General features: G+C 62.8%; 25 protein-coding genes. 11 read left to right on the plus strand and 14 right to left on the minus strand.

Going from position 1 to position 25,620, the window contains the following annotated elements:
- Positions 1-90: 90 nt before the first annotated feature.
- The 7 genes from rpsF to NCS03_RS07005 all read left to right on the plus strand — a co-directional run bounded on the left by rpsF (position 91) and on the right by NCS03_RS07005 (position 4,941).
- Positions 91-462: a 30S ribosomal protein S6 gene (rpsF, locus tag NCS03_RS06975; protein ID WP_008349848.1), complete on the plus strand. Its 372-nt coding sequence runs from the start codon at positions 91-93 to the stop codon at positions 460-462.
- 33 nt (positions 463-495) lie between these two features.
- Positions 496-795: a primosomal replication protein N gene (priB, locus tag NCS03_RS06980; protein ID WP_175980102.1), complete on the plus strand. Its 300-nt coding sequence runs from the start codon at positions 496-498 to the stop codon at positions 793-795.
- A gap of 2 nt (positions 796-797) precedes the next feature.
- Positions 798-1,073: a 30S ribosomal protein S18 gene (gene rpsR / locus NCS03_RS06985; RefSeq protein WP_007000150.1), complete on the plus strand. Its 276-nt coding sequence runs from the start codon at positions 798-800 to the stop codon at positions 1,071-1,073.
- A gap of 29 nt (positions 1,074-1,102) precedes the next feature.
- Positions 1,103-1,558, plus strand: a complete 456-nt coding sequence (gene rplI / locus NCS03_RS06990) for a 50S ribosomal protein L9 (RefSeq protein ID WP_175980103.1) — start codon at positions 1,103-1,105, stop codon at positions 1,556-1,558.
- 123 nt (positions 1,559-1,681) lie between these two features.
- Complete coding sequence (locus tag NCS03_RS06995; protein WP_008349838.1) at positions 1,682-3,070, plus strand: replicative DNA helicase; 1,389 nt, start codon at positions 1,682-1,684, stop codon at positions 3,068-3,070.
- A 138-nt stretch (positions 3,071-3,208) separates the two neighbouring features.
- Entirely contained in the window at positions 3,209-3,835 is a 627-nt protein-coding gene (locus tag NCS03_RS07000) for a DUF47 domain-containing protein (protein WP_008349836.1), read from the plus strand.
- Positions 3,836-3,930: 95 nt separating this feature from the next.
- Positions 3,931-4,941 (plus strand): inorganic phosphate transporter, encoded by a 1,011-nt coding sequence (locus NCS03_RS07005; protein ID WP_008349834.1) that lies wholly within the window; start codon positions 3,931-3,933, stop codon positions 4,939-4,941.
- Between the two features lie 39 nt (positions 4,942-4,980).
- On the opposite strand, the gene NCS03_RS07010 is transcribed toward NCS03_RS07005, so the two are convergent.
- The 12 genes from NCS03_RS07010 to NCS03_RS07065 all read right to left on the minus strand — a co-directional run bounded on the left by NCS03_RS07010 (position 4,981) and on the right by NCS03_RS07065 (position 17,809).
- Positions 4,981-5,787 (minus strand): SDR family oxidoreductase, encoded by an 807-nt coding sequence (locus tag NCS03_RS07010; RefSeq protein WP_175980104.1) that lies wholly within the window; start codon positions 5,785-5,787, stop codon positions 4,981-4,983.
- Positions 5,788-5,845: 58 nt separating this feature from the next.
- On the minus strand, positions 5,846-6,775 hold the full coding sequence (locus tag NCS03_RS07015; protein WP_033536115.1) for a C40 family peptidase: 930 nt from the start codon (positions 6,773-6,775) through the stop codon (positions 5,846-5,848).
- Between the two features lie 198 nt (positions 6,776-6,973).
- A complete protein-coding gene (locus NCS03_RS07020) occupies positions 6,974-8,839 on the minus strand; it encodes a PhoH family protein (protein ID WP_244808054.1) in 1,866 nt (621 codons plus the stop codon).
- A gap of 398 nt (positions 8,840-9,237) precedes the next feature.
- Positions 9,238-9,699, minus strand: a complete 462-nt coding sequence (locus NCS03_RS07025) for a peroxiredoxin (protein ID WP_250528972.1) — start codon at positions 9,697-9,699, stop codon at positions 9,238-9,240.
- A 71-nt stretch (positions 9,700-9,770) separates the two neighbouring features.
- On the minus strand, positions 9,771-10,667 hold the full coding sequence (locus tag NCS03_RS07030) for a polysaccharide deacetylase family protein (RefSeq protein ID WP_250528973.1): 897 nt from the start codon (positions 10,665-10,667) through the stop codon (positions 9,771-9,773).
- Between the two features lie 9 nt (positions 10,668-10,676).
- Positions 10,677-11,723, minus strand: a complete 1,047-nt coding sequence (locus NCS03_RS07035) for a bifunctional UDP-4-keto-pentose/UDP-xylose synthase (protein WP_008349823.1) — start codon at positions 11,721-11,723, stop codon at positions 10,677-10,679.
- Positions 11,720-12,706: a formyltransferase gene (locus NCS03_RS07040; protein ID WP_250459683.1), complete on the minus strand. Its 987-nt coding sequence runs from the start codon at positions 12,704-12,706 to the stop codon at positions 11,720-11,722. Before NCS03_RS07040 ends, NCS03_RS07035 begins: the two co-directional genes overlap by 4 nt.
- On the minus strand, positions 12,703-13,740 hold the full coding sequence (locus NCS03_RS07045) for a glycosyltransferase (protein ID WP_008349819.1): 1,038 nt from the start codon (positions 13,738-13,740) through the stop codon (positions 12,703-12,705). The genes NCS03_RS07040 and NCS03_RS07045 overlap by 4 nt, the downstream gene beginning before the upstream one ends.
- 29 nt (positions 13,741-13,769) lie before the next feature.
- Complete coding sequence (locus NCS03_RS07050) at positions 13,770-14,927, minus strand: DegT/DnrJ/EryC1/StrS family aminotransferase (protein WP_250528974.1); 1,158 nt, start codon at positions 14,925-14,927, stop codon at positions 13,770-13,772.
- 52 nt (positions 14,928-14,979) lie between these two features.
- Positions 14,980-15,351 (minus strand): SMR family transporter, encoded by a 372-nt coding sequence (locus tag NCS03_RS07055; protein ID WP_008349817.1) that lies wholly within the window; start codon positions 15,349-15,351, stop codon positions 14,980-14,982.
- A gap of 97 nt (positions 15,352-15,448) precedes the next feature.
- Positions 15,449-17,122, minus strand: a complete 1,674-nt coding sequence (locus NCS03_RS07060; protein ID WP_175980107.1) for a glycosyltransferase family 39 protein — start codon at positions 17,120-17,122, stop codon at positions 15,449-15,451.
- A gap of 312 nt (positions 17,123-17,434) precedes the next feature.
- Entirely contained in the window at positions 17,435-17,809 is a 375-nt protein-coding gene (locus tag NCS03_RS07065; RefSeq protein WP_008349815.1) for an Mth938-like domain-containing protein, read from the minus strand.
- A 419-nt stretch (positions 17,810-18,228) separates the two neighbouring features.
- Between NCS03_RS07065 and NCS03_RS07070 the strand changes: the two genes are divergently transcribed.
- The 4 genes from NCS03_RS07070 (at position 18,229) to NCS03_RS07085 (ending at position 24,043) form a co-directional block, all read left to right on the plus strand.
- Positions 18,229-19,467 carry a pyridoxal phosphate-dependent aminotransferase gene (locus NCS03_RS07070; protein WP_175980108.1) on the plus strand — a complete coding sequence of 413 codons (1,239 nt, stop codon included), beginning with the start codon at positions 18,229-18,231 and terminating at the stop codon, positions 19,465-19,467.
- A 25-nt stretch (positions 19,468-19,492) separates the two neighbouring features.
- Complete coding sequence (locus tag NCS03_RS07075; protein ID WP_008349813.1) at positions 19,493-20,815, plus strand: homoserine dehydrogenase; 1,323 nt, start codon at positions 19,493-19,495, stop codon at positions 20,813-20,815.
- Between the two features lie 11 nt (positions 20,816-20,826).
- Complete coding sequence (gene thrC, locus NCS03_RS07080; protein ID WP_175980110.1) at positions 20,827-22,272, plus strand: threonine synthase; 1,446 nt, start codon at positions 20,827-20,829, stop codon at positions 22,270-22,272.
- A 178-nt stretch (positions 22,273-22,450) separates the two neighbouring features.
- Positions 22,451-24,043, plus strand: coding sequence for an ABC-F family ATPase (locus NCS03_RS07085; protein WP_008349811.1), 1,593 nt, complete (start codon positions 22,451-22,453; stop codon positions 24,041-24,043).
- A gap of 69 nt (positions 24,044-24,112) precedes the next feature.
- On the opposite strand, the gene NCS03_RS07090 is transcribed toward NCS03_RS07085, so the two are convergent.
- Both NCS03_RS07090 and NCS03_RS07095 read right to left on the minus strand, forming a co-directional pair.
- Entirely contained in the window at positions 24,113-24,316 is a 204-nt protein-coding gene (locus NCS03_RS07090; RefSeq protein ID WP_008349809.1) for a DUF1289 domain-containing protein, read from the minus strand.
- A 73-nt stretch (positions 24,317-24,389) separates the two neighbouring features.
- Positions 24,390-25,607: a phospholipase A gene (locus NCS03_RS07095; protein WP_250518173.1), complete on the minus strand. Its 1,218-nt coding sequence runs from the start codon at positions 25,605-25,607 to the stop codon at positions 24,390-24,392.
- Positions 25,608-25,620 lie beyond the last annotated feature (13 nt).

The following is a 25,620-nucleotide window of genomic DNA, read 5'->3' on the forward strand; positions in this document are numbered from 1 at the left end:
CAAGAAAAGCTATAATCTTTGGCTTCTCACTTGCCGCACCGGTCCGACGCCCGGGTGGCTTTCATCCAAAAGTCAGCACAAGGAGTGAATATGCGTCATTACGAAATCGTCTTTATCGTGCACCCCGATCAAAGCGAGCAGGTGCCCGCGATGATCGAGCGCTACAAGAGCACGATCACGTCGCACGGTGGTCAGATCCACCGCATCGAGGACTGGGGCCGTCGTCAACTGGCCTACATGATCGAGAAACTCGCGAAGGCTCACTACGTCTGCATGAACATCGAATGCGATCAGGCTACGCTCGAAGAGCTGGAGCACGCATTCAAGTTCAACGACGCCGTTCTGCGTCACCTTATCGTCAAGATGAAGAAGGCTGAAACCAGCCCGTCGCCGATGATGAAGGAAGTGCAGCGCGAAGAAGCCAAGAAGGCGGCCAGCCAGCCGTCCGAAGCGCAGGCTTAAGGCGAATCTTTCGCCACAGCCACCAAGGTTTAAGTGAACCGGCTGCAACTGACAGCGAGCGTCGTGGAACGCGAACCGGTGCGGTACACGCCCGCCGGCATCCCGATCGCAAGCTGCACGTTGCAACACGCGGCAGAAGTCGTCGAGGCGGGCATCGCCCGGAAAGTCGAACTGACTCTGCAGGCGGTCGCGGCCGGCGAAGCGAGCGGCAAACTGGAAAGCTGTCCGATGGGCGTCGAAACACGCTTCACGGGCTTTCTGGCGAAGAGAAGCCGTAACGCGCGAACCTTGGTGTTTCACATCACAGAATTGCAGGACATTGGAAAGGACTAATCATGCCCCGCCCGACTGGTAAGAAATTCGACAAGCGTCGTCAGCAACAAAACCCGCTCTTCAAGCGCAAGAAGTTCTGCCGTTTCACGGCAGCCGGTGTCGAGTACATCGACTACAAGGACACGGAAACGCTGAAGGACTTCATCGGCGAAAACGGCAAGATCACGCCGGCTCGTCTGACTGGCACGAAGGCGCACTATCAACGCCAGCTCGACACGGCAATCAAGCGCGCGCGTTTCCTCGCGCTCCTGCCGTACACCGACCTGCACAAGGCCTAAATCAGACGACGCACTAAGGAAAGCCAAAAATGCAAATCATTCTTTTGGAAAAGGTCGTCAACCTGGGCAACCTCGGCGATATCGTCAAGGTCAAGGACGGCTACGCACGTAACTTCCTGATCCCCGGCAAGAAGGCACGCCGCGCGACCAAGGACGCCATCGCCGAATTCGAAGTTCGCCGCGCGGACCTCGAAAAGGTCGCCGCTGAAAAGCTGGCAGCCGCACAAGCTCAGGGCGAAAAGCTGAACGGCTTCACGGTTCAGATCGCCCAGAAGGCTGGCGTCGACGGCCGTCTGTTCGGTTCGGTCACGAATGCGGACATCGCTGACGCGCTGAAGAAGCAAGGCTTCGCGGAAGTGGAAAAGGCGCAAGTGCGTCTGCCGCAAGGCCCGATCAAGATGGTCGGCGACCATCCGGTTCAAGTGGCGCTGCACACGGACGTCCTCGTCGACGTCAACGTGTCGGTGCTCGGCGAGCACGCGTAAGTTTCAGGCGAGGCCTCGCGTCTCGCAACGCACGAAAGAAAGGCAGGAACCGTCGAGGTTCCTGCCTTTTTTATTTGTCTGAGCGTTGTTCCTACGCGCTGAATTCATCGATAATTCCACCCCATGAACGCACCGTCCAAAGACCCGCAACTCGACGCGCTGAAGGTCCCGCCGCACTCGATCGAAGCCGAGCAATCCGTGATCGGCGGCCTGCTGCTGGACAACGCCGCATGGGACCGCATCGCCGATGTGATGCATCAGGGCGATTTCTATCGCTACGACCATCGCATCATTTATGAGCATATCGGCAAGCTGATTGCTTCGACGCGTCCGGCGGACGTCATCACCGTCTACGAAGCGCTCACGATGGCCGGCAAGGCCGAGGAAGTGGGCGGGCTCGCGTATCTGAACGCGCTCGCGCAGAACACGCCGAGCGCGGCGAATATCCGCCGTTACGCGGAGATCGTGCGCGATCGTGCGGTGCTGCGCCGTCTGGTTTCCGTCGCCGATGAAATCTCCGCCGATGCGTTCAATCCGCAAGGCAAGGAAGTCCGCCAGATTCTCGACGAAGCCGAAGCGCGCGTGTTCTCGATCGCCGAAGAGGGCGCGCGCGGCACGCAGGGTTTTCTGGAGATCGGACCGCTCTTGACGCAAGTCGTCGAGCGCATCGACACGCTCTATCACACAGCCAATCCAAGCGATGTGACCGGCACGCCGACAGGCTTCGTCGACCTCGACCGCATGACGTCGGGCATGCACGGCGGCGAGCTGATCATCGTGGCGGGCCGCCCGTCGATGGGTAAGACGGCCTTTTCGATGAATATCGGCGAATACGTGGCCGTGGAATACGGCTTGCCCGTCGCCGTGTTCTCGATGGAAATGCCCGGCACGCAGCTCACCATGCGTATGCTCGGCTCGGTCGGCCGGCTGGACCAGCATCGCATGCGCACCGGGCGTCTCACCGACGAAGACTGGCCGAAGCTCACGCACGCCGTCCAGAAAATGAGCGAGGCGCAACTTTTCATCGACGAAACCGGCGGCCTGAACCCGATGGAACTGCGCTCGCGCGCGCGGCGTCTGTCGCGGCAGTGCGGCAAGCTCGGCCTCATCATCGTCGATTACTTGCAGCTCATGTCCGGCTCGGGCGGCGGCGAAAACCGCGCGACCGAAATCTCCGAGATATCGCGTTCGCTGAAGAGCCTCGCGAAGGAACTCGACGTGCCGGTCATCGCGCTGTCGCAGCTGAATCGCGGTCTCGAGCAGCGTCCGAATAAGCGGCCGATCATGTCGGACCTGCGCGAATCGGGCGCTATCGAACAGGACGCGGACGTGATCCTCTTCATCTATCGCGACGAAGTCTACAATCCCGACAGCCCCGACAAGGGCACGGCGGAAATCATCATCGGCAAGCAGCGTAACGGTCCGATCGGGCCGGTTCGCCTGACCTTCCACGGCCAATACACGAAGTTCGACAACTTCGCGGGCGCACAAAACTTCTACGGCGGCGAATAGGCCAGTTACCGCAACCGCTGTCAAGTCCGGGGCAATAGCGGCCGCGCGTCAGATGCGCGCGGTGCGTCGGGTAGTGCACACAGGTACAATATGTCAGTTTGATGTCTGACTCAGATTGACCCATTTATCGGGATTTTCATGTTCGGTCGTTTCATGCCCACCGAGGGCAAATTTTTCGAGATTTTCAACGCGCATGCGAAGTGCATGGTCGATGCGAGCCGCGAGCTCGAACTGCTGATCGACAACCTCGACGAAGCCGAGGTTCACAAGCAGAACGTGCAGGCGAACGAGAAGCGCGCCGACAAGCTCACGCACGAAACCATCGACCTGTTGCACAAGACGTTCATCACGCCGCTCGACCGCGACGAAATCCACAAGCTCATCACGACGATGGACGACATCCTCGACCTGATGGAGGACGTGGCCACCGCTATTTCCCTGTACGACGTGCGTTTCGTGACGTCGGAGGCGAGCCAGCTCGCGCATATCTGCACGAGCACGGTCACGCGCGTGCAGCAGGCCGTCGAATTGCTGGCGGACATGAAGCGCGCGAGCGAAATCCTGAAGATCTGCGAGGAAATCGACCGGCTCGAGTCGGACGCGGACCGCGTGTTGCGCTCGGCGATGTCGAAGCTCTTCCGCGAGGAAGACGACGTCAAGACGCTCATCAAGCTGAAGGCGATCTACGAACTGCTCGAGACGATTACCGACAAGTGCGAAGACGTCGCGAACATCATCGAAGGCATCGTGCTGGAAAACGCCTGATCATGCCGCCCGAGCCCGCGGCGCATCACGCAACGCGGGCAACGACGACACAATCCCGCGCCGTCTTCGAGCGCCGGTAAAAACAACACCAACCGATGCATTCGATTCAACTCGCCATCTGGGCAGTCGCCTTGCTCGTCATAGTCGCACTCGCGTTCGACTTCATGAACGGCTTTCACGACGCCGCCAACTCCATCGCCACGGTCGTTTCGACCGGCGTATTGAAGCCGCAGCAGGCGGTCGCCTTCGCCGCGGCGTTCAACGTCATCGCGTATTTCATCTTTCACCTCAAGGTCGCCGCAACCGTCGGAAAGGGCACGATCGATCCCGAAATCGTCGATCATTACGTCATTTTCGGCGCGCTCGTCGGCGCGATAGGCTGGAACATCGTCACCTGGATCTACGGCATTCCATCGAGTTCGTCGCACGCACTGATCGGCGGCCTCGTCGGCGCGGCGCTCGCCAAATCCGGCTGGGGGTCGCTCAACTGGGACGGGCTGCTCAAGACCGTCGCATTCATCTTCATCTCGCCGCTGCTCGGCTTCGTGCTCGGCTCGTTCTTCATGCTGCTCGTGTCGTGGCTGTATTTCCGCACGCCGCCTTCCAAGGTCGACCGGCGCTTCCGCCGCATGCAGCTCGTCTCGGCTGGCCTGTATTCGCTCGGCCATGGTGGCAACGATGCGCAAAAAACCATCGGCATCATCTGGATGTTGCTGATCGCGACCGGCTACGCCTCCGCAACCGCCGAAGCGCCGCCCGTCTGGGTAATCGGCCTGTGCTACCTGTCGATGGGTCTCGGCACGCTCTTCGGCGGCTGGCGCATCGTGCGGACCATGGGTCAGAAGATCACGAAGCTGAAGCCGGTCGGCGGATTCTGCGCGGAGACGGGCGGGGCGATCACGCTCTTCGTCGCGTCGTTCCTCGGCATTCCCGTATCGACGACCCATACGATCACCGGCGCGATCGTCGGCGTCGGCGCGACGCAGAAATTCAGCGCCGTGCGTTGGGGCGTCGCGGGCAATATCGTGTGGGCGTGGATTCTGACCATTCCCGCGTCCGCCGCGCTCGCGGCGGCCGGCTGGTGGATCGGCCACCGCTTCCTTTGATTCGTTCCGCCTGCGGGCTCTCATCGGGCCCGCAGCGCGTCAGATGATCGGCGACGACACTCCGTCCATCGGAATGATTGCGCCCGACACGTAACTCGCGCGGCGGCTCGCCAGAAAGAGCGCAACGTCGGCGATTTCCTCCGGCTTCGCATAGCGTCCGAGCGGCACTTTCGCCTGACTGTCGGCGAGCACCTGATCGCGCGTCACGCCTTGCCGCTTCGCCTCCAGATCGAGCGCTTCCTCGACGCGTTCCGTGAGCGTCGCGCCCGGATTGATCGCGTTGATGCGGATGCCGAGCTTCGCGTAGTGATGCGCGAGCCCGACGGTGTTGAGCATCAGCGCCGCATTGGCCGCGCCGCCTGCGATGTGGATGTCCGTCGCGATCTTGCCGCCCATTCCCACGATGTTGACGATCGCGCCAGGCTCGGCTTTCGGATCGTTACGCAGGCGCTCCGCCATGCGCTTGAGAACGACCTGCTGCGGATAAACATAGGAGAAGTATTTGGCGTCCATCGCCGCTCTGTAGGCCGCGGCGTCGAGCGTGTCCGGATCGTAGCGGCGCGCGGCGCCGGCGCTGTTGATAAGAATGTCGATCGGCCCGAGCGCGGTGCTCGCTTCTTCGACGACATCCTCGGCGCTGTGGGCCTCGTGCAGGTCGGCGCGCGCGAGATGCACGTGATACCCGTCGCTCGCGAGTTGCTCCCGGGCGCGGGCCAGATTCGCAGCGTCGCGCGAAACAATCGCGACCTTCGCGCCTTCGCTCGCGAACGCTCTGGCGCATGCAAATCCGATCCCCTTGCTGCCGCCCGTAATCAGGACAACCTTGCCCGCGAGTCCCAGGTCCATGGTGTTGCGCTCCGTCGACGAATGATCGGAACACGATAGCAGAGACGCGCAGCGCGCGTCAGTTCGTGCCGGTGGCGAAGCGGGCGATGGGATCGTCGTTCTGTGCGGGGCGGGGTGCGGCGAGCGAGCCGGTGGAGGCGCGCATCACGCGCACGGGCGGCTCGGCGGAATCGTAGGGATCGGCAGCGGCTTGTGCGGAGCGCGCCTGCTGACGCGCGGCGGTCGATGTCGGCGGCGGCGGTTCGAAGGCGTCGGCGGCGGCCTGAATCGGATCCGATGAAGCGTTGATCGTCGCGACGCCAGGCGTCGTAGCGCTAGCGGCGCGAGCCTGGCGTTGCGCCGCGTTGAGCGTCGAGGGCGGTGGCTCGAAAGCGTCGGCGGATGACGGAGCAGGCGCTTGCACGGGCGCAGGCGACGCGATGTAAGTCGGCGCATCGAACGGGGTAGGCGCGGTCTTCGGCGGCGCGACGCGGCGAATGCCGTCGAATCGTTTCGCCCAGTACGGGTTCGTCAGATAGTCGAGGCGCACCGTGCCGCCCGTCGATGGCGCATTCACGAAGCGCAGCTTGCCGACATAGATGCCCACGTGCGAATGCGGCCGTCCGGTCGTGTTGAAGAAGATCAGATCGCCCGGCGCGATCTCGTCGGGTTCGACCGATTCGCCGCGCGAACTCATGTCGGCGGTCGTGCGCGGCAGATTCACGGACGCCGCGCGGTCGACGACATACCGCACGAGCCCGCTGCAATCGAAGCCCGCATCGGGCGTGTTGCCGCCCCAGCGATACGGCACGCCGACGAGCGACATCGCCTGAATGGAGATTTCCTCGCGCCCGACACTGTGATCGACGAACTTCGGAAAACCAGGCGGCGGACTATAAGTGCGGTTGGCGCTCGTGCTGGCCGCAGGCTTGCGTGCCGTCTGCTGCGGCGCGGATCCACACGCGGCGAGCATGACGGTAACAAGTAGCGGCAGGCAGATTCGACGCATTGCAAAAGGCGAGCGACAACCCGCCAGGAAGGACAGTGTGCCGATACTAATCCGCCGCACGGCCGTGCGGCAAGATGTCTTGAGGATTTACATGAAGTCTGTGCCGTAAGTGTTGCAAGTGCGGAACGTTAGGACGAAAGGAAACGGCCCGGCAGGATCGCTCCGCCGGGCCGTTTCATCGCGTTGAAAGCCGCGCGCTTACAGAATGTCGGACGCGTAATCGGCGAGGCGCGAACGCTCGCCGCGCGCGAGGGTCACGTGACCGCTGTGCGTCCAGCCTTTGAAGCGATCGACGACATACGTGAGACCCGAACTGCCTTCGGTCAGGTACGGCGTGTCGATCTGCGCGATGTTGCCGAGGCACACGATCTTCGTGCCGGGGCCCGCGCGCGTGACGAGCGTTTTCATCTGCTTCGGCGTGAGATTCTGCGCCTCGTCGATGATCACGTACTTGTCGACGAACGTGCGTCCGCGCATGAAGTTCATGCTCTTCACCTTGAGACGCGAACGGATGAGCTCCTGCGTCGCGGCGCGGCCCCATTCGCCGGCGGCGTCATCCGTCTTCTGGAGGACTTCGAGGTTGTCGTCGAATGCGCCCATCCACGGCTGCATCTTCTCTTCCTCGGTGCCGGGCAGAAAGCCGATGTCCTCGCCGACCGGAACCGTCGCACGCGTCACGATGATCTCGTTGTAGCGCTTGTCGTCGAGCACTTGCGCAAGGCCCGCGGCGAGCGCCATCAGCGTCTTGCCGGTGCCGGCCTGACCCAGCAGCGTGACGAAATCGACTTCCGGGTTCATCAGCAGATTCAGCGCGAAGTTCTGCTCGCGGTTGCGCGCAGTGATGCCCCACACGTTGTTCTTGTGATGACCGTAGTCGCGCAGCGTCTGCAGGAGCGCGGTCTTGCCGTTGAGCTCGCGCACGACCGCATGGAACGACGGCTCGCCGTTCTGCGGCTCGAGATAGACGAACTCGTTGACGAGCATCGAAGGGCACAGCGGCCCGGTCACGCGGTAATACGTGGTGCCGGTCTTGGTGTCCTGCCAGCTCTCCATGCCCTTCGCGTGCTTGGTCCAGAAATCCTGCGGCAGTGCGCGCACGCCGGAGTAGAGCAGATCCTTGTCTTCGAGAACCTGATCGTTGAAGTAGTCTTCGGCAGGCAGACCGAGCGCGTGCGCCTTGATGCGCATGTTGATGTCTTTCGACACCAGCACGACCTGGCGATCCGGCCGCTCCTTCTGCAGCGCGCGCACGACGCCCAGAATCTGGTTGTCCGCCTTGCCGACGGGCAGGCCTTCGACCGGCTCGATGTCCGTGAGCGTCGTCTGGAAGTAGAGGCGGCCGAGCGCGTCGCGATTGCCTTGCGCAGCGAGCGGAAGCCCTTCGGCCATCTTGCTGGCGTTGCCCGCGTGCGCGACGAGCGCATCGAGCGTCCGGCTCACCTGACGCGCGTTGCGCGCCACTTCCGACATGCCCTTCTTGTGGTTGTCGAGTTCTTCCAACGTCATCATCGGCAGATAGACGTCGTGTTCCTCGAAGCGGAAGAGCGAACTCGGGTCGTGCATCAGCACGTTGGTGTCGAGCACGAAGAGCTTGCGCAATTCGGCTTCGGCAGCCGTGCCCTTGCGACGTTTGTTCTGCGCGCGCGTATCGCGCGTCGTGGCCGAGACAGGTGCTTCGGTCGCGACGGGCGTTTCGGCGCGCTCCGTGCGCGCTTCGACTGCATCCGGCGTGGCGCGGGCGCCGGGCGTCGGCTGCAGGAGCGCGGCGGTCTGCTTCGATTTTCGGGCGCGCGTAGGGACGGTGCCCGGTGCGGGCGGCGGCACGACGGCTTCGACGTGCGGCTCGGCCGGAATCTGGGTCAGCACTTCGTTCGCGATCGAGCGCAGCGTGTGCGCGGCATTCGTGGCGGGACGCTCGGCGGCGACGGTCTCGACCGCGCCATAGGCGTCGTCATCGCTCGCCGCGGCTTGTTTTTTCGACTGCTTCGAAGGCCGGGCTTTGGCCTTGTATTCTTCAGCCGGAAGGAGATGGCCGAGCTTGGCCGGGGCGGTAGGCAAAGGCATGATGTTCCCTCGAAAGGAATCGGGTCGTGTATCGTGCGCCGCCTGTCGCATCCTGCTCGTACGCCCTCGAAGCGATACGAATCCTGCAGTTTGCGCCCGGAGGCGCGCTTCGTTGTCGAAATCGCCGGTTCGCCTAAGTTTCGATCTGCTCCTTGGAGGTTGCGTGCAACACGCCGCGCCCGAGCCGATGAAGCGTGGCTTTCGTGCGACGCCAAATGAAAAAGCCGCCGTTCCGACTACCGGAACCAGCGGCTGACTTCAGCTTCAGAGCGCCTTTCCCTTGCCGGATCCACATAGCCCGGGTCCATGCCCACCGTACCCACAGGCACACGGCGGCTTGCACTGGAACGAAGGAAATGGGGAAGGCAGGCGCTCATTGCGAACCAATATAACGTGCCTCAAATCGCTTGTACAGCCTCGACGATCGCCTCTACGTGGCCCGGCACCTTGACACCGCGAAACTCGCGTCGCAGCACGCCGTTTGCGTCGACGAGGAAGGTCGAGCGCTCCACGCCGCGCACTTCCTTGCCATACATCTTCTTCATCTTGATGACATCGAAGAGCGTGCAGATCGCTTCGTCAGCGTCCGAAACCAGCGTGTAAGGCAGATCGAGCTTCGCCTTGAAGTTGTCGTGCGATTTCACGCTGTCGCGCGAGATGCCGATCACTTCCGCGCCGGCCGCCTTGAACTGATCGTAGTGGTCGCGAAATTGCAGGCTTTCGGTGGTGCAGCCGGGCGTGTTGTCCTTCGGATAGAAGAAGAGCACGACCTTTCTGCCGCGCAAGGAGGACAGGGTGAACTCGCCACCCGTCGCGGGTGCGGTGAAGTCGGGAACGGGCTGGTCGACTGCAACTGACACGTAGGTTTCTCCGGTCGTTCTGGTTTATCGGTGAGAAAAGCGAGGCGGGGAGAAAGCGGCCACGCGCCGCTTCAGCCCGGCTGGACGATCAGTTCGCCCGCGCGGCCCGGAATCTCGCCCCACGTCACAGGGTACGTGGGCAGCGACGCGCGGTCCAGCGCCGCATGGTAATCGCCCATCGTGGCAAAGCTGTGTCCCTGCGCGCGCCAGCCGGCGAGCAGTTGCTCGAACACCGGCGCGAGCTTCTGGCCTTCGAGTTCGGCGTGCAGCGTGAACACCTGATCGCGCGGATTGTTCGCCGTATGACGCAGCACGTGCGCCGCGACATTGCTTTCGTCGACGCCGTCGACGCCAAGCACTTCGTCGAGCGTCGGCAGCGTGGTCGGCATCTGGATGTGATTCAGCGTGCGCCCGTCGAGCACGGGAATATACGGCGTGTGGCCGCGCCCGTCGGATGCGTAGCGCATGCCCCACGCGTCGATCTGCTCGAACGCGTAGCCGTTCATCTGCCAGCCGGCGGCGCCGTGCGTGACGGGCGGTCCGCCGAAAATCTCGATGAAGCGCGCGTGGCTCTGCTGCATCTGCGCGACGGTCCAGTCGCGATCACGCCCGCGCACGTTGTCCTGCCAGTAGACGTGATCCCACGTATGGATGCCGCATTCGAAGCCGGCCTCGTGGATCGCACGCATTTCCGACACCGCTTCGCGGCCGATATCCGGCGCCGGCAGCAGCACGCCGTACATGAGCGTCTTCACGCCGTAATGCTCGACCACCGACGTGCGCGACACCTTCTTCAGAAAGCCGGGCCGGAAGACCCGCCGCAGCGCCCAGCCGGTGTGATCCGGGCCGAGACTGAAGAGGAACGTCGCGCGGGCGCTGTACTTGTCGAGGAGCCGCCCGAGGTTCGGCACGCCTTCGCGCGTGCCGCGCAGCGTATCGACGTCGATTTTCAGAACGATGCGAGCCACGCGCGCGCCTTACGCCTGTTCCACCAGCTTGCGGGCCTCGCCCACGTGGCCGCGGTACGCTTCGAAGATCTTGCGCAGCGCGTCGTCCATCGACGCTTGCGGCGCCCAGCCGAGTTCCTGCATCGTGTTGTCGATCTTCGGCACGCGGTTCTGCACGTCCTGATAGCCGTTGCCGTAGTACGCGCCCGACGACGTCTCGACCAGTTGCACCTGCTTCGCGCTGTCCGAGTACTCGGGGAATTCGTTTGCGAGCGCGAGCATCTTGTTCGCGAGTTCGCGGACCGAGAAGTTGTTCGTCGGATTGCCGATGTTGTAGATCTTGCCCGACGCCACGCCGCCCTTGTTTTCGATGATCTTCATCAGCGCGCCGATGCCGTCGTCGATGTCGGTGAACGCGCGTTTTTGCGCGCCGCCGTCGACGAGACTGATGTTCTCGCCGCGCACGATATGCCCGAGGAACTGCGTCACGACGCGCGACGAACCTTCCTTCGGCGTGTAGATCGAGTCGAGGCCCGGGCCGATCCAGTTGAACGGACGGAAGAGGGTGAAGTTGAGACCCTCCATGCCGTAGCCCCAGATCACGCGGTCCATGAGTTGCTTGGAGCACGCGTAGATCCAGCGCGGCTTGTTGATCGGGCCGTAGGAAAGCACGGAGTTTTCCGGGTCGAACTGCTCGTCGGTGCACATGCCGTACACCTCGGACGTCGACGGAAACACCAGATGCTTGCCGTACTTCACGGCCGAACGCACGATCGGCAGATTCGCCTCGAAGTCGAGCTCGAACACGCGCAGCGGCTGCTTCACGTACGTGGCGGGCGTGGCGATCGCGACGAGCGGCAGGATCACGTCGCACTTCTTCACGTGATACTCGACCCACTCCTTGTTGATCGTGATGTCGCCCTCGAAGAAATGCATCCGCTCGTGATTCGCGAGGTCGCCCAGGCGATCGGTTTGCATGTCCATCCCGAAGACTTCCCAGTCGGTGGTTTCGAGGATGCGCTTGGACAGGTGATGGCCGATGAAGCCATTGACACCCAGGATCAGAACTTTTTTCATGAATGACGAGAGGATTGAATGATTCGGCCGAATTCGGAAGGATCGACGGTGCGTTCTTCGCCCGACGGTTGCGCGTCGGCGTTCAGGGGCCGGTGACGCAATTCGTGGATGGCGATGACGCGGCCATCGCCGCAGACGCCAAACAGCGCATTATCCGCCACGGTCAGGCCCGGGGGCAAACCCCGCAGCTCACGGAGTCTTTCGGGTGAAACGCCCGGCGCGCCCGTTTCGGGCACGAGCCGCGCCCGCGCGACGATGAAACGATCGGCGCCGATATCCGTGAACGCGCCCGGATACGGCGGTGCGACCGCGCGGATCAGGTTGTAGACACGCTGCGCCGGCTGCGACCAGTCGATGCGGCCGTCTTCCGGCTTGCGTCCGCCGTAATAGCTGCCCGCCGCGAGATCGTTCGGCAGATGCGGCGCTTCGCCGGCGAGCAAGGCGGGCAGCACGCGCCAGAGCGTCTGTTCGGCGGCAACGACGGTCTTGTCGAAGACTTGCGCTGCTGTGTCGTCGGGCAGGATGGGCACCGGCGTTTGCGCGAGGATCGCGCCTGCATCGGGTTTCGCGAGCATTTCATGCAGCGTCGCGCCGGCCTCGGTTTCGCCGTTGATGACGGCCCAGTTCGTCGGCACGCGGCCGCGATACTTGGGCAGAAGCGAGCCGTGCATGTTGTACGCGCCGCGCTTTGCGAGCGAAAGCAGCGAGACGGGCAGCATGTGCCGGTAGTAGAACGAGAAGATGAAGTCCGGCGCGATTTTCTCCACCGCGCCGAAAAGCTCGGGCGACTTTGGATCGGCAGGCGTGATCGTGTCGATGCCGTGTTCCGCCGCGACCTGCGCGACGCTGCCGAACCAGATGTTCTCGCTTGCGCTGTCTTCGTGCGTGACGACGAGCGCAACATCGACGCCGCGCGCGAGCAGCACCTGCAGACAGCGCACGCCGACGTTGTGATACGCGAAGACGACTGCGCGCGGCTTCATCGGTCGTCTTCCTCGCGCGTGACGGCGACCACTTGCTGCACGGCGTCCTGCAACGGCTTGGCGGCGACCGATACGCCGTCGCGCTGTTCGAGAATCGTCTGCACGAGATAGCGCGGCCGCGCGCGCACCTGCTGATAGATGCGCCCGATGTACTCGCCGAGCAGCCCGAGCGCGAAGATGATGACGCCGAGCATGAAGAACGTGATGGCGAAGAGGGTGAACACACCCTGGACTTCCGCGCCGAACATGAAGCGGCGAATCAACAGCAGCAGGAACAGGCCCGCCGAGCCGACCGACAGAATCACGCCGATGAACGACAGCCATTGCAGCGGCACGACCGAAAAGCCGGTAACGAGATCGAAGTTCAGGCGGATGAGGCTATAGAGCGAATACTTCGACTCGCCCGCGAACCGCTCCTCGTGTGCGACATCGACTTCGATCGGGTTTTGCGCGAAGGTGTACGCGAGCGCCGGAATGAATGTGTTGATCTCGCCGCAGCGATTGATCGTATCGATGATATGGCGGCTGTACGCGCGCAGCATGCAGCCCTGGTCGGTCATCTTGATCTTCGTGATGCGCTCGCGCAGGCGGTTCATCGCGCGCGACGCCTTCTTGCGCCACAGGCTGTCCTGCCGCTGCTGGCGAATCGTGCCGACGTAATCGTAGCCCTCGCGCATCTTCGCGACGAGCTTGCCGATTTCCTCGGGCGGATTCTGCAGGTCGGCATCGAGCGTGACGACGATCTCGCCGCGCGACTGTTCGAAGCCCGCGAGGATCGCCATGTGCTGGCCGTAATTGCCGTTGAGCAGAATGACGCGCGTGGTGTCGGGCCGCACGTGGAACTGCTGCGCGAGCAGCGCGGCCGACTTGTCGCGGCTGCCGTCGTTGATGAAGATCACCTCGTACGACGTGCCGAGCGCATCGAGCGCCGGATAGAGGCGCTGGAAAAGCGCGGCGAGGCCGTCCGCTTCGTTGTACACCGGGATGATCACCGAAAGCTCGGGGGACGTCGCCGGAAAATCGAAATGACTCATGTTGCGCTGATTGTCCTTGATGGTCCGTGTTACCCGTTGTGTCCGAACTGCTCGCAGATTTCGTCGATGGACCGGACGACATGCGTCACGTCGTCGGCGGTCATGCCCGGGAAGAGCGGCAGCGTCACGTTCGACGCGCCGTAATGCTCCGAATGCGGGTACATGCCTTCCTTGTAGCCACGCGCGCGATACAGCGTGAACAAGTGCAGCGCCGGGTAATGCACGCCGCTTCCGACGTTGCGCTCCTTCAGTTGCGCCATGAATTCCGCGCGCGTGAGCTTGAGCCTTTCGAGCGGCAGCGCGATCTGGAACATGTGCCAGTTGTGGTCCGTGAAGTTCTCGACCGGCAGACCCACGCCGAGCTCGACCGCCGCGCCGCCTTTGAAGGCATCGAAATAGAGGCGCGCCAGTTCGCGGCGCTGCTGCGTGAGGCTCTCGACGCGCCTCAACGAGCCGAGGCCGACGCGCGCCGCCACGTCCGTCAGGTTGTACTTGCCGCCGAGCACGTCGCAATCCATGCCGTCGAAGCCCGTGCGCGTAATGCCTTGCAGACGGTACTTGCGCGCCAGTTCCGCTTCGTCCTCGTTATTCATTACTAGCGCGCCGCCTTCGATCGACGTCACATTCTTGTTCGCGTGGAAGCTGAACGACACGATGTCGCCGATCGCGCCGATGCGCTGGCCTTTCCACGTCGAACCGAACGCCTGCGCGGCGTCTTCGATCACGCGCAGCTTGTGGGCGCGCGCGATCTCGTAGAGCTTGTCCATGTCGACGGGCAGGCCGGCCAGATAGACGGGTATCAGCGCCTTGGTGCGCGGCGTGATTGCGCGTTCGAGCAGATTCAGGTCGATGTTGCGCGTGACCGGATCGATATCGACGAACACCGGCGTCGCGCCGACTTCGAGGATCACGTTCGCGGTCGACACCCAGGTCATCGGCGTGGTGATGACTTCGTCGCCGGGGCCGACGCCCGCGATGCGCAAGCCGATTTCCATCGTGCAGGTGCCCGAGTTGAAGGCGCGCACCGGGCGGCCGCCCACGTACGCCGACAACTCCGCCTCGAACTGCTGATTCTGCGGGCCGGTCGTGATCCAGCCCGAGCGCAGCACGTCGACGACGCCCTGAATGGTTTCTTCGTCGATATCGGGCTTCACGAAGGGCAGGAACGGCCGCGTTGTTTGAGTCATGGACTATGCGTTTAAAAAATGAATTGATCCGGCGGACGCTTCGGTCCGGCAACTAGCCGCGCGCGAGCACCACGACGCCGACCAGAATGATGCCGATGCCGATGAGCCGCTGCATCGACAGCACTTCGCCGAACAGGTACCACGCGGCGAACGCGTTGACGACGTAGCCGAGCGAGAGCATCGGATAGGCGATCGACACGTCCACGCGCGACAGCCCGACGATCCACACGACGACGCTCAGCACATAACAGGCAAGCCCGCCGATGATCGGCCACTGCGTCGCGATCTTGATGCCGACCGGCAGAATGTTGGCGGGCGTCATGTCGAAATGGCCCACCGCGTTCACGCCGGCTTTGAGCAGGAGCTGGGCGCATGCGTTCAACGATACGCCGATGACGATGCAAATAAAGGAGATCGGGTTCATCGCGCGTTTTTCAAATGCGGAACAAGGATACTCGGTTCATCGCGAAATGCCGAACGATCGTGCAGCGCAGCATCGCGACCGGGAGGAAAACGCGCGCTCACGGCTGCGGTTTCTCCACGATCACGCGGCGCTCGTCGCGGGCGATCACCTGCATGGGCACGTGGCGTGCCATGAGCTCGTCGTAGCGTGCGGGCGGCATCAGCGCGAACGCGTAGCGCTCCGAATCCCACAGCCTGACCCATTCGTCGACGCTCGGCACCCATTTTTGCGGCTCGGTCTGGACGCCGAAGGTCAGCTCGTCGGCTTCGCCGACCATGATCATCGTGTGGCCGAGGTAGAAGGGCATCGTGTGGTCGAGCTTCGCGATCGAGTAAAACGGCGTGTCGGGCGGGAGCTTGGCCATCGCGGCCTTCACGGCCGGCACGAGCCGCACGCCGGAACTCTGCGTGCCGAAGACATCGTGACCGGAGCCCGCGATCGTGCCCAGCAGCAGCCAGGCCGCGCCTAGTCCCGTCGCGCCCGCGAGCACGCTGCGCCGGTTCAGCCATAACGCGAATATCGTCACGACGAAAGCGACGGCGAGGCCCGCGTACACCCAGATCTGGAACTCGCGATAGAGCGCGTTAGGCGTGTTGGCGCTGCCCGCGCGGCCGAGGAAAATCGCTCCGAAGGCCGCGGCGATCAGAAATACCGCATAGCCGATCAGATGCATGCGGTACTGCGATTTCGTCAGCGAGGGCAAATACAGCCCGATGACGAGCGCGAGCGCCGGCGCGATCGGCAGCACGTACGAAATGAGCTTCGAATGCGACGCGCTGAAGAACAGGAAAATGAACGCGGACCAGATCAGCAGCATCGTGACCGGCGCGAAGCCGTTGGGCTGGCGTGGCGTCTTCAAGCCGTGGCGCACGCTCTGAAAGGCGATCGACAGCCACGGCAGAAAACCCACGATCAGAACCGGCACGAAGTAATAGAACGCGCCGGGGCGGTTCTGCTCGGGCGTCAGATAGCGCTTGAACTGCTGGACGATGAAGAAGAAGTCGAAGAACTCCGGGTTCTTCATCTGCACGAGCGCGAACCACGGGCCGGTCACGATCAGGAACACGATCAGCCCACTGCCGATATAGAGCCGCTTCCAGAGCGCCCAGTCGCGCGACACGAGTGAATACAGAACGAGCACGGCGCCCGGCAGGATCAGGCCGACGAGACCCTTCGACAGCACCGCGGCGCCCATGCCGGCCCAGCAGAGCCACATCCAGAGACGCACTTCGCGGGTCGGCAGTCCGGGGCGCTGGGCGAGCAGGAGCGCGCAGAGGGTCAGCTCCATCCAGAACGACAGGCCCATGTCGAGCGCGTTGAAGTGGCCCATCAGGTTCCAGTACGGGCACGTCGCGAGGATGACCGCGGCGGCGAAGCCCGTCATCGCGTTGAATACGCGCGTGCCGGTATAGCCGACGAGCAGCACGCCCAGAAAGCCCGTGAGCGCCGTATAAAGGCGCGCCTGCCATTCGCCGATGCCGAACCACGCAAAGGTAAGGGCATTCGCCCACGTTTGCAGGGGCGGCTTTTCGAAATACTTGTAGCCGTTGTAGCGCGGCGTGATCCAGTCGCCGGTCACGAACATCTCGCGCGCCATTTCGGCGTAACGGCCTTCGTCGCTGGGCACGAGATGACGATACCCGAGCGGCGCGAACCAGATGATCGCGAGTGCGAGTACCAGAAGAATGAGCGAAAGACGCGTGAGCGGTAGCCGGGTAGGCGTATCGTTCATGAAGTCGACCTGTCCGATGCCGCGATGCGCGGCGCTAATGAAACGAATTGAGCGATGAATGCGCGCCGCGCGAGGATGCAACTCGTGCATGCTCAGGCACGCATTGTCGATGCGAGTTCGCACGTTCGAGCGCGCGCTGCGCACTTGTCCGACGTCGAAACGCCCGGCGTAACGACGATGCCGGGCGGGAGTGTAGCGCACGGCCGACCGGCATCCGTCAAAATTGACGACTGGCAAGCGACGGCTGCTGCCGATATCGGACGGGCGGCGGGAGTCTGCCAACGCTTCCTTAGCGCCGCCTTAGCGATCCCCTCAGGCTTCGATCAGCAGTGCGGCGGCCACGCGCCGGCCTTCGGACATCAGTATGTTGTAGGTGCGGCAGGCCGCGCCGAAATCCATCGTTTCGACGCCGATGCGGTGTTTCGCCAGTTGCGCGGTGAGGCGCGGATGCGGAAAGCGCAGCCGCGACCCGCTGCCGAAAATGACGACTTCCGGCGCGGCCTCGACGAGCGCATCGAAATCCTCGGGCTTGAGCGCATCGAACGACGACACCGGCCACGCCGCGACGGGCGTCTGCGGCATGACGATCACGCTGCCTTCGTGCCTTTCGAGATTGATCGCCACGAAACCGTCTCCGTAGCTCGTGATGGTATTGAGCGCGCTGGTGGAATCCTGGTGCAGTTTCAAAACAATGATCCGGCAAGGAAAAGGAGAGAGGCCCGGCGGGCGCGCGTAGCGCCGTTTGCGCCGGTTCCGGCGCATTCGATTGGTGCATTGCGGAACTGGGCCATAATCAGTAAATTATAACTTTTTGGCTGCCGGGCTCGCTCGTGCGCCACCCGTTGCGCTCGCGTGCCGCCACAAGCCGCCTTCGACACGCAATCCGGTCCGCATCGCCCATGCCTTACCTGGCGCGGCGTCTAAAATGCATCGTTCGGCGCTCGGGAAAAGGGAGCCGTCCGGGCGAGCCGCCATCGGCTTTCACCTCGGTATTTATTGCAACGCCCGTCCGCCGCGCGCGAGGCTGGCTGCCCCGAATTCCGAGCCGCACGCGACCGACATCACCAGAACCCGTCCGCATTCACATCAGACCCAGAGCGCCAGCCGTGAAACCGATTCTCAAATCCAACAAGCTGCAAAACGTCTGCTACGACATTCGCGGGCCCGTGCTCGAACACGCGAAGCGCCTCGAAGAAGAAGGCCATCGCATCATCAAGCTGAATATCGGCAATCTGGCGCCGTTCGGCTTCGAGGCGCCGGACGAGATCATTCAGGACATGATCCGCAATCTGCCGGGTTCGTCGGGCTATTCGGATTCGAAGGGCGTGTTCGCCGCGCGCAAGGCGATCATGCATTACACGCAGCAAAAGGGTGTGACGGGCGTCGAACTGGACGATATCTACATCGGCAATGGCGCGTCGGAACTGATCGTCATGGCGATGCAGGCGCTTCTCAACGACGGCGACGAAGTGCTCCTTCCGGCGCCGGACTATCCGCTGTGGACGGCCGCGGTGAGCCTGTCGTCGGGCACGCCGCGCCACTACATGTGCGACGAGAGCAACGGCTGGATGCCCGATCTCGACGACATCCGCGCGAAAATCACGCCGAACACGAAGGCGCTCGTCGTCATCAACCCGAACAACCCCACAGGCGCGCTGTACTCCGACGAACTGCTGCGCGATCTGATCGCGATCGCGCGCGAGCACGGCCTCATCATTTTCGCGGACGAGGTCTACGACAAGATCGTCTACGACGGCAAGACGCACACGTCGATGGCCGCGCTCTCCGAAGACGTCGTCACGGTCACGTTCAACAGCCTTTCGAAAAGTTACCGCTCGTGCGGGTATCGCGCGGGCTGGATGGCGATCTCCGGGCTGATCGAAGAGAACCGCCGCCGCGCGAAGGATTATCTCGAAGGCCTCGGCATTCTCGCGTCGATGCGCCTGTGCCCGAACGTGCCCGGCCAGTATGCGATCCAGACGGCGCTCGGCGGCTATCAGAGCATCAACGACCTGATCGTCCCGAGCGGGCGCCTTTTCAAGCAGCGCGAACTCGCGTACGACATGCTCACGGCGATTCCGGGCGTCACGTGCGTGAAGCCGCAAGCCGCGCTCTACATGTTCCCGAAGCTCGATCCGAAGATGTATCCGATCCAGGACGACCAGCAGTTCATCACGGATCTGCTGCTCGAGGAGCGCGTGCTGCTCGTGCAAGGCACCGGCTTCAACTGGCCGACGCCGGATCACTTCCGCGTGGTTTTCCTGCCGAACGTCGACGATCTCGCGGATTCGATCAACCGCATCGCGCGCTTCCTCGACGGCTATCGCAAACGACATTCCGCTTAATCTCTCTTTTAAAGACTCGCGCTGCATGGAACCGATCAAAGTAGGACTCTTGGGCTTCGGCACGGTCGGCAGCGGCACCTTCACGGTGCTGCGCCGTAACCAGGAAGAAATCAAACGACGCGCGGGACGCGGCATCGAAATTTCGCGTGTCGCCGTGCGTACGACGGCGAAGGCCGAAGCGGCGAAGCAGGAAGGCATCGCGGTGACGGACGACTTCAACGCGGTCGTCGACGATCCTTCCATCGCCATCGTGTGCGAAATGATCGGCGGCACGGGCTTCGCGCGCGAACTGGTGCTGCGCGCGATCGCGAACGGCAAGCATGTCGTGACGGCCAACAAGGCGCTGCTCGCGGTGCACGGCACGGAAATTTTCGAGGCCGCGCGCGCGAAGGGCGTGATGGTCGCGTTCGAGGCCGCGGTGGCGGGCGGCATTCCGATCATCAAGGCGCTGCGCGAAGGGCTGACGGCGAACCGCATCGAGTACATCGCGGGCATCATCAACGGCACGACGAACTACATTCTTTCGGAAATGCGTGACCGCGGGCTCGACTTCGCGACCGCATTGAAGGCCGCGCAGGAACTGGGTTACGCCGAAGCCGATCCGACTTTCGACATCGAAGGCGTCGATGCCGCGCACAAGGTCACGATCATGAGCGCAATCGCGTTCGGCGTGCCGGTGCAGTTCGATCGCGCGTATGTGGAAGGCATCAGCAAGCTGGCCGCGATCGACATTCGTTACGCGGAAGATCTCGGCTATCGCATCAAGCTGCTCGGCATCGCGCGGCGCTCGGAGAAGGGCATCGAGCTGCGCACGCATCCGACGCTCGTTCCGGCCAAGCGCCTGCTCGCCAATGTGGAAGGCGCGATGAACGCGGTCGTCGTGCACGGCGACGCGGTCGGCACGACGCTCTACTACGGCAAGGGCGCGGGCGCGGAGCCGACGGCGTCCGCCGTGGTCGCCGATCTCGTCGACGTGACGCGCCTGCATACGGCCGATCCCGAGCATCGCGTGCCGCATCTGGCGTTCCAGCCGGACAGCCTGTCGAACACGCCAATCCTGCCGATCGACGAAGTGACGAGCGGCTACTACTTGCGCCTGCGCGTCGCGGACGTGACGGGCGTGCTCGCGAACATCACGCGCATTCTCGCGGACAAGGGCATCTCCATCGACGCGCTGCTGCAGAAGGAATCGGAAGAAGTCGACGGCGCGAACAAGGGCGAGACCGACATCATCCTCATCACGCACGAGACGCTCGAAAAGAACGTGAACGCGGCGATCGCGCAGATCGAGGCGCTGTCCACGGTCGTCTCCAAGGTGACGAAGCTGCGCATGGAAGCGCTCAACTAAAGGCAAGCACGATGAACTACATTTCGACGCGCGGCGCCGGCACCGACGAGCGCCACACGTTCTCCGACATTCTGCTGGGCGGCCTCGCCAAAGACGGCGGCCTGTATCTGCCGGCGGAGTATCCGAAAGTCAGCGCCGACGAACTCGCGCGCTGGCGCACGCTGTCGTACGCGGATCTCGCATTCGAAGTGCTGTCGAAGTTCAGCGACGACATTCCTGCCGACGACCTGCGCTCGCTTACGCGCAAGACGTACACCGCGCAGGTGTACAGCAACGTGCGCCACGAAGAGAGCGCGGTTCAGATCACGCCTTTGAAGACGCTCGGCGAGGAAAACGGCACGACGCTGTCGCTGCTGGAACTCTCGAACGGCCCGACGCTCGCCTTCAAGGACATGGCGATGCAACTGCTCGGCAATCTGTTCGAGTACGCACTGGCCAAGCACGGCGATGAATTGAACATCCTCGGTGCGACCTCGGGCGACACCGGCAGCGCCGCCGAATACGCGATGCGCGGCAAGACCGGCGTGCGCGTGTTCATGCTCTCGCCGCACAAGAAGATGAGCGCGTTCCAGACCGCGCAGATGTTCTCGCTGCAGGATCCGAACATCTTCAATCTGGCGGTCGAAGGCAACTTCGATAACTGCCAGGACATCGTCAAGGCCGTGTCGAACGATCACGCGTACAAGGCGAAGCACAAGATCGGCACGGTCAATTCGATCAACTGGGCGCGCGTCGTCGCGCAGGTCGTGTACTACTTCAAAGGCTATTTCGCCGCGACGAAGAGCAACGACGAACGCGTGTCGTTCACGGTGCCCTCGGGCAATTTCGGCAATGTGTGCGCGGGGCACATCGCGCGCATGATGGGCCTGCCGATCGATCAACTCGTCGTCGCGACCAACGAAAACGACGTGCTCGACGAGTTCTTCAAGACCGGCGTGTATCGCGTGCGCGGCGCGGCGGAAACGTATCACACGACGAGCCCGAGCATGGATATCTCGAAGGCGTCGAACTTCGAGCGTTTCGTGTACGACCTGCTCGGACGCGATCCGGCGCGCGTGCTGCAACTGTTCCGCGACGTCGAAGAGAAGGGCGGCTTCGACCTCGCGGTGAGCGGCGATTTCGCGCGCGTGAAGGAATTCGGCTTCGTGTCGGGCAAGAGCGGCCACGACGACCGCGTGAAGACGATCCGCGACGTATTCGAGCGCTATCACACGATGATCGACACGCACACCGCCGACGGCGTGAAGGTCGCGCGCGAAAATCTGAAGCCCGGCGTGCCGATGATCGTCCTCGAAACCGCGCAGCCGATCAAATTCGGCGAGACGATCCGCGAGGCGCTCAATCGCGAGCCCGAGCGGCCGGCTGCGTTCGTCGGACTTGAAAAACTGCCACAAAGGTTCGATATCGTTCCTGCCGATGCTGGCGTCGTGAAGGCGTTCATCGCCGAGCGCACGTAACACGATCGTCATCGGGATGAACGGGGCGCGGCTGCACGGCCGCGCCCCGTTTTTCATGATGCGGCACGAAATCCGCCGCCGGAGCCAGCTTCGCAGAATCGCCGCTCGCGGGCAGAAGCCCGCCAAAAGCTGTTAAAATCTCAGGTTTTTCGTCGTACCCCATTCAAAAGGACGCGCCGTGCTGTCTACCGCCAATATCACCATGCAATTCGGGCCCAAGCCCCTCTTCGAGAACATCTCGGTCAAGTTCGGCGAAGGCAACCGCTATGGCTTGATCGGCGCCAACGGCTGCGGCAAGTCGACCTTCATGAAGATCCTGGGCGGCGATCTCGAGCCGTCCTCGGGCAACGTCATGCTGGAGCCGAACGTGCGTCTCGGCAAATTGCGCCAGGACCAGTTCGCGTACGAAGACATGCGCGTACTCGACGTCGTCATGATGGGTCACACCGAAATGTGGGCCGCGATGACCGAGCGCGACGCGATCTACGCCAACCCCGACGCCACCGACGACGACTACATGCGCGCCGCCGACCTCGAAGCCAAGTTCGCCGAATACGACGGCTACACGGCCGAAGCGCGCGCGGGCGAACTGCTGCTCGGCATCGGCATCAACATCAACGATCACAATGGCCCGATGAGCAACGTCGCGCCGGGCTGGAAGCTGCGCGTGCTGCTCGCGCAGGCGCTGTTCTCGAAGCCCGACGTGCTGCTGCTCGACGAGCCGACCAACAACCTCGACATCAACTCGATCCGTTGGCTGGAAGACGTGCTGAACCAGTACAACTCGACGATGATCATCATCTCCCACGATCGTCACTTTCTGAACCAGGTCTGCACGCACATGGCGGACATGGACTACGGCACGCTGAAGGTCTGGCCGGGCAATTACGACGACTACATGCTGGCGTCGACGCAGGCGCGCGAGCGTCAGCAGGCCGCGAACCAGAAGGCGAAGGAGCGCGTGGCCGACCTGCAGGACTTCGTGCGCCGCTTCTCGGCGAACAAGTCGAAGGCGCGTCAGGCGACCAGCCGTCTGAAGATGATCGACAAGATCAAGATCGAGGAATTCAAGCCGTCGTCGCGTCAGAATCCGTTCATCCGCTTCGAGTACGAGAAGAAGCTGCACAACATCGCGGTGGTCGCGGAAGAAATCACGAAGAAGTACGACCGCACGATCTTCCAGAACTTTTCGCTCTCGGTGCAGCCGGGCGAGCGTATCGCGATCATCGGCGAGAACGGCGCGGGTAAGACCACGCTGCTCAAGTCGCTCAAGGGCGCGCTCGAACTCGATCACGGCACGGTGAAGTGGGCGGAAAACGCCAACGTCGGCTATATGCCGCAGGACACGTACGAAGAGTTTCCGAAGGACGAGACGCTGACCGAGTGGATCGACCAGTATCGCAAGGAGGGCGACGACGAGCAGATGATGCGCGGCACGCTCGGCCGTCTGCTCTTCAACGCGGACGATATCAAGAAGAACGTGAAGGTGCTGTCGGGCGGCGAAAAGGGCCGCATGATCTGGGGCAAGCTGATGCTCGGCCGCCACAACGTGCTGCTGATGGACGAGCCGACCAACCACATGGACATGGAGTCGATCGAGTCGCTGCAGATCGCGCTGGAGAAGTTCGAAGGCACGCTGATCTTCGTGTCGCACGACCGCGAGTTCGTGAGCGGGCTGGCGAATCGCATCATCGAAGTGAAGACGGATGGCACGCTGCGCGACTTCGGCGGGAATTACGAAGATTTTCTGGCGAGCCAGGGGATTCAGTAATCACCGGCTTCGCGCTCGCGCCGAAACAAGCGGCCCGCCTCGAAAGAGCGGGCCGTTTTTACATGCCGGTCAAAGCCTGTCGTTGCGAAACCGCATCGCCGTTCCTTCGCGCGTAATGCGCTCCCAGATCGCGCGTTTTTCGTCGTCGTTCAGAAACACCCAGTTGGACACTTCGCCGGCCGTGCGGCCGCAGCCTTTGCAGACGTCGTCGAAGAGCGTGGAGCACACGCCGATGCAGGGGCTATCAGGCAGATCGTGAAGATTCGAAGACATTGGGCTAGCTCGTGACCGCATCGGCGCCGAACAAAAAGGGCGGCAACGCGGCATTCAAAATGCGTAAAAAAACTCAACGCGCGATACTGTAGCCTATCCGCGCGATCCAGTGATGCCGCTGGTTGTAATCGAGGATGTCCTCGCCGTACCCGTTGAAGTAGCTCACGAACAGATAGCCGCCCCACGCGCTGCCGATCAGCTTCGCGAGCGGATAGGTCAACTGCGATTCCACGCTGCCGTACCAGTGCTTCGTGCCTTTGCGTAATGTCGTCGCGAGTTGCCAGCCGTCCGGGCTGCCGTATTTCACGAGGAAATCGACGTAGCCGCGATAATCCGCGATGTCCTCGTTGCCCGCCTTCGACAGGTAGTAATAGAACTTCGGCGAGAGCGTCAGGTGATTGCCGTTCAGATCGCCGAAATCCCATGTCGGGCGCACGAACGCGATGTTGATCGAGCGCGATTCGTCGCCGCTCTTGCCGTTCGATTCATGCCCGATGCCCGCCGCGACGCCCATGCGCGTGAAGAGCGCGCTTTTCCAGCCGGTGTCCTCCACGTAATAGAACAGTTGCGGCTGAAAGCTGATGTCGCGAAACGGCACCGATTCGGCCGAGAGATTCCATATGGCCGTCTGCGTGTAGCCGAAATAGAGGTTGTCGAGGAAGCCGCGCGAGCGGGGATCGTCAGGCAGATGCAGGCGATATTTGAAGCTGAACTGGAATTTCGCGAGATTGTCGCCGTTTTTGCCATCCGCGAAATAGATCGGCTCGAACGTCGAGAAGCGGCCCGAGAGCAACGTGTCCGTGCTGGACGCCGGTTGGACGGCGGTATTCGCCGCGGCCGTCGCGACGGCGAGTTGGCCGGGCGTCGTCGCTTGCGACTCGGCCTTCTCCGCGGCGGCGACCTCGGTCTGCGTATCGCTGCGATTGAGCGTGACGAGCATCGGCGAAGCATCGAAGCCGACCGGATCGATCTTCACCGTCCCGCGCGCCGAATCGGGCCACGGCGCCGAAAAACGCACGCGGCGATACTGGCCGGGCGCAAGGCGCAGACGGTCCGGCACTGTCGGATCGCGCTCGAGCGTGAGCGGCGCCGGCGGCAAATCGCCATTGGTCAGATTCACGGTCAGTTGCTTCGGGACATCGACGGTCAGGGGTTTCGCGTCATCGTCGGTATAGAGGAGCGTCAGTTCGAGCGGTTGCGAGGCGGCGGCTTCGCGCGCGGGTTGCAGCACCGCGACGGTCGCGCGCGTAGCGCCGCTTGTGCAAAGGCCGGCAAGAAGAAGCGCGAACATGCGTGCGCGGCCG

This window comes from Caballeronia sp. ATUFL_F1_KS4A (assembly GCF_023630905.1).
Classification (GTDB): Bacteria; Pseudomonadota; Gammaproteobacteria; order Burkholderiales; family Burkholderiaceae; genus Caballeronia; species Caballeronia zhejiangensis.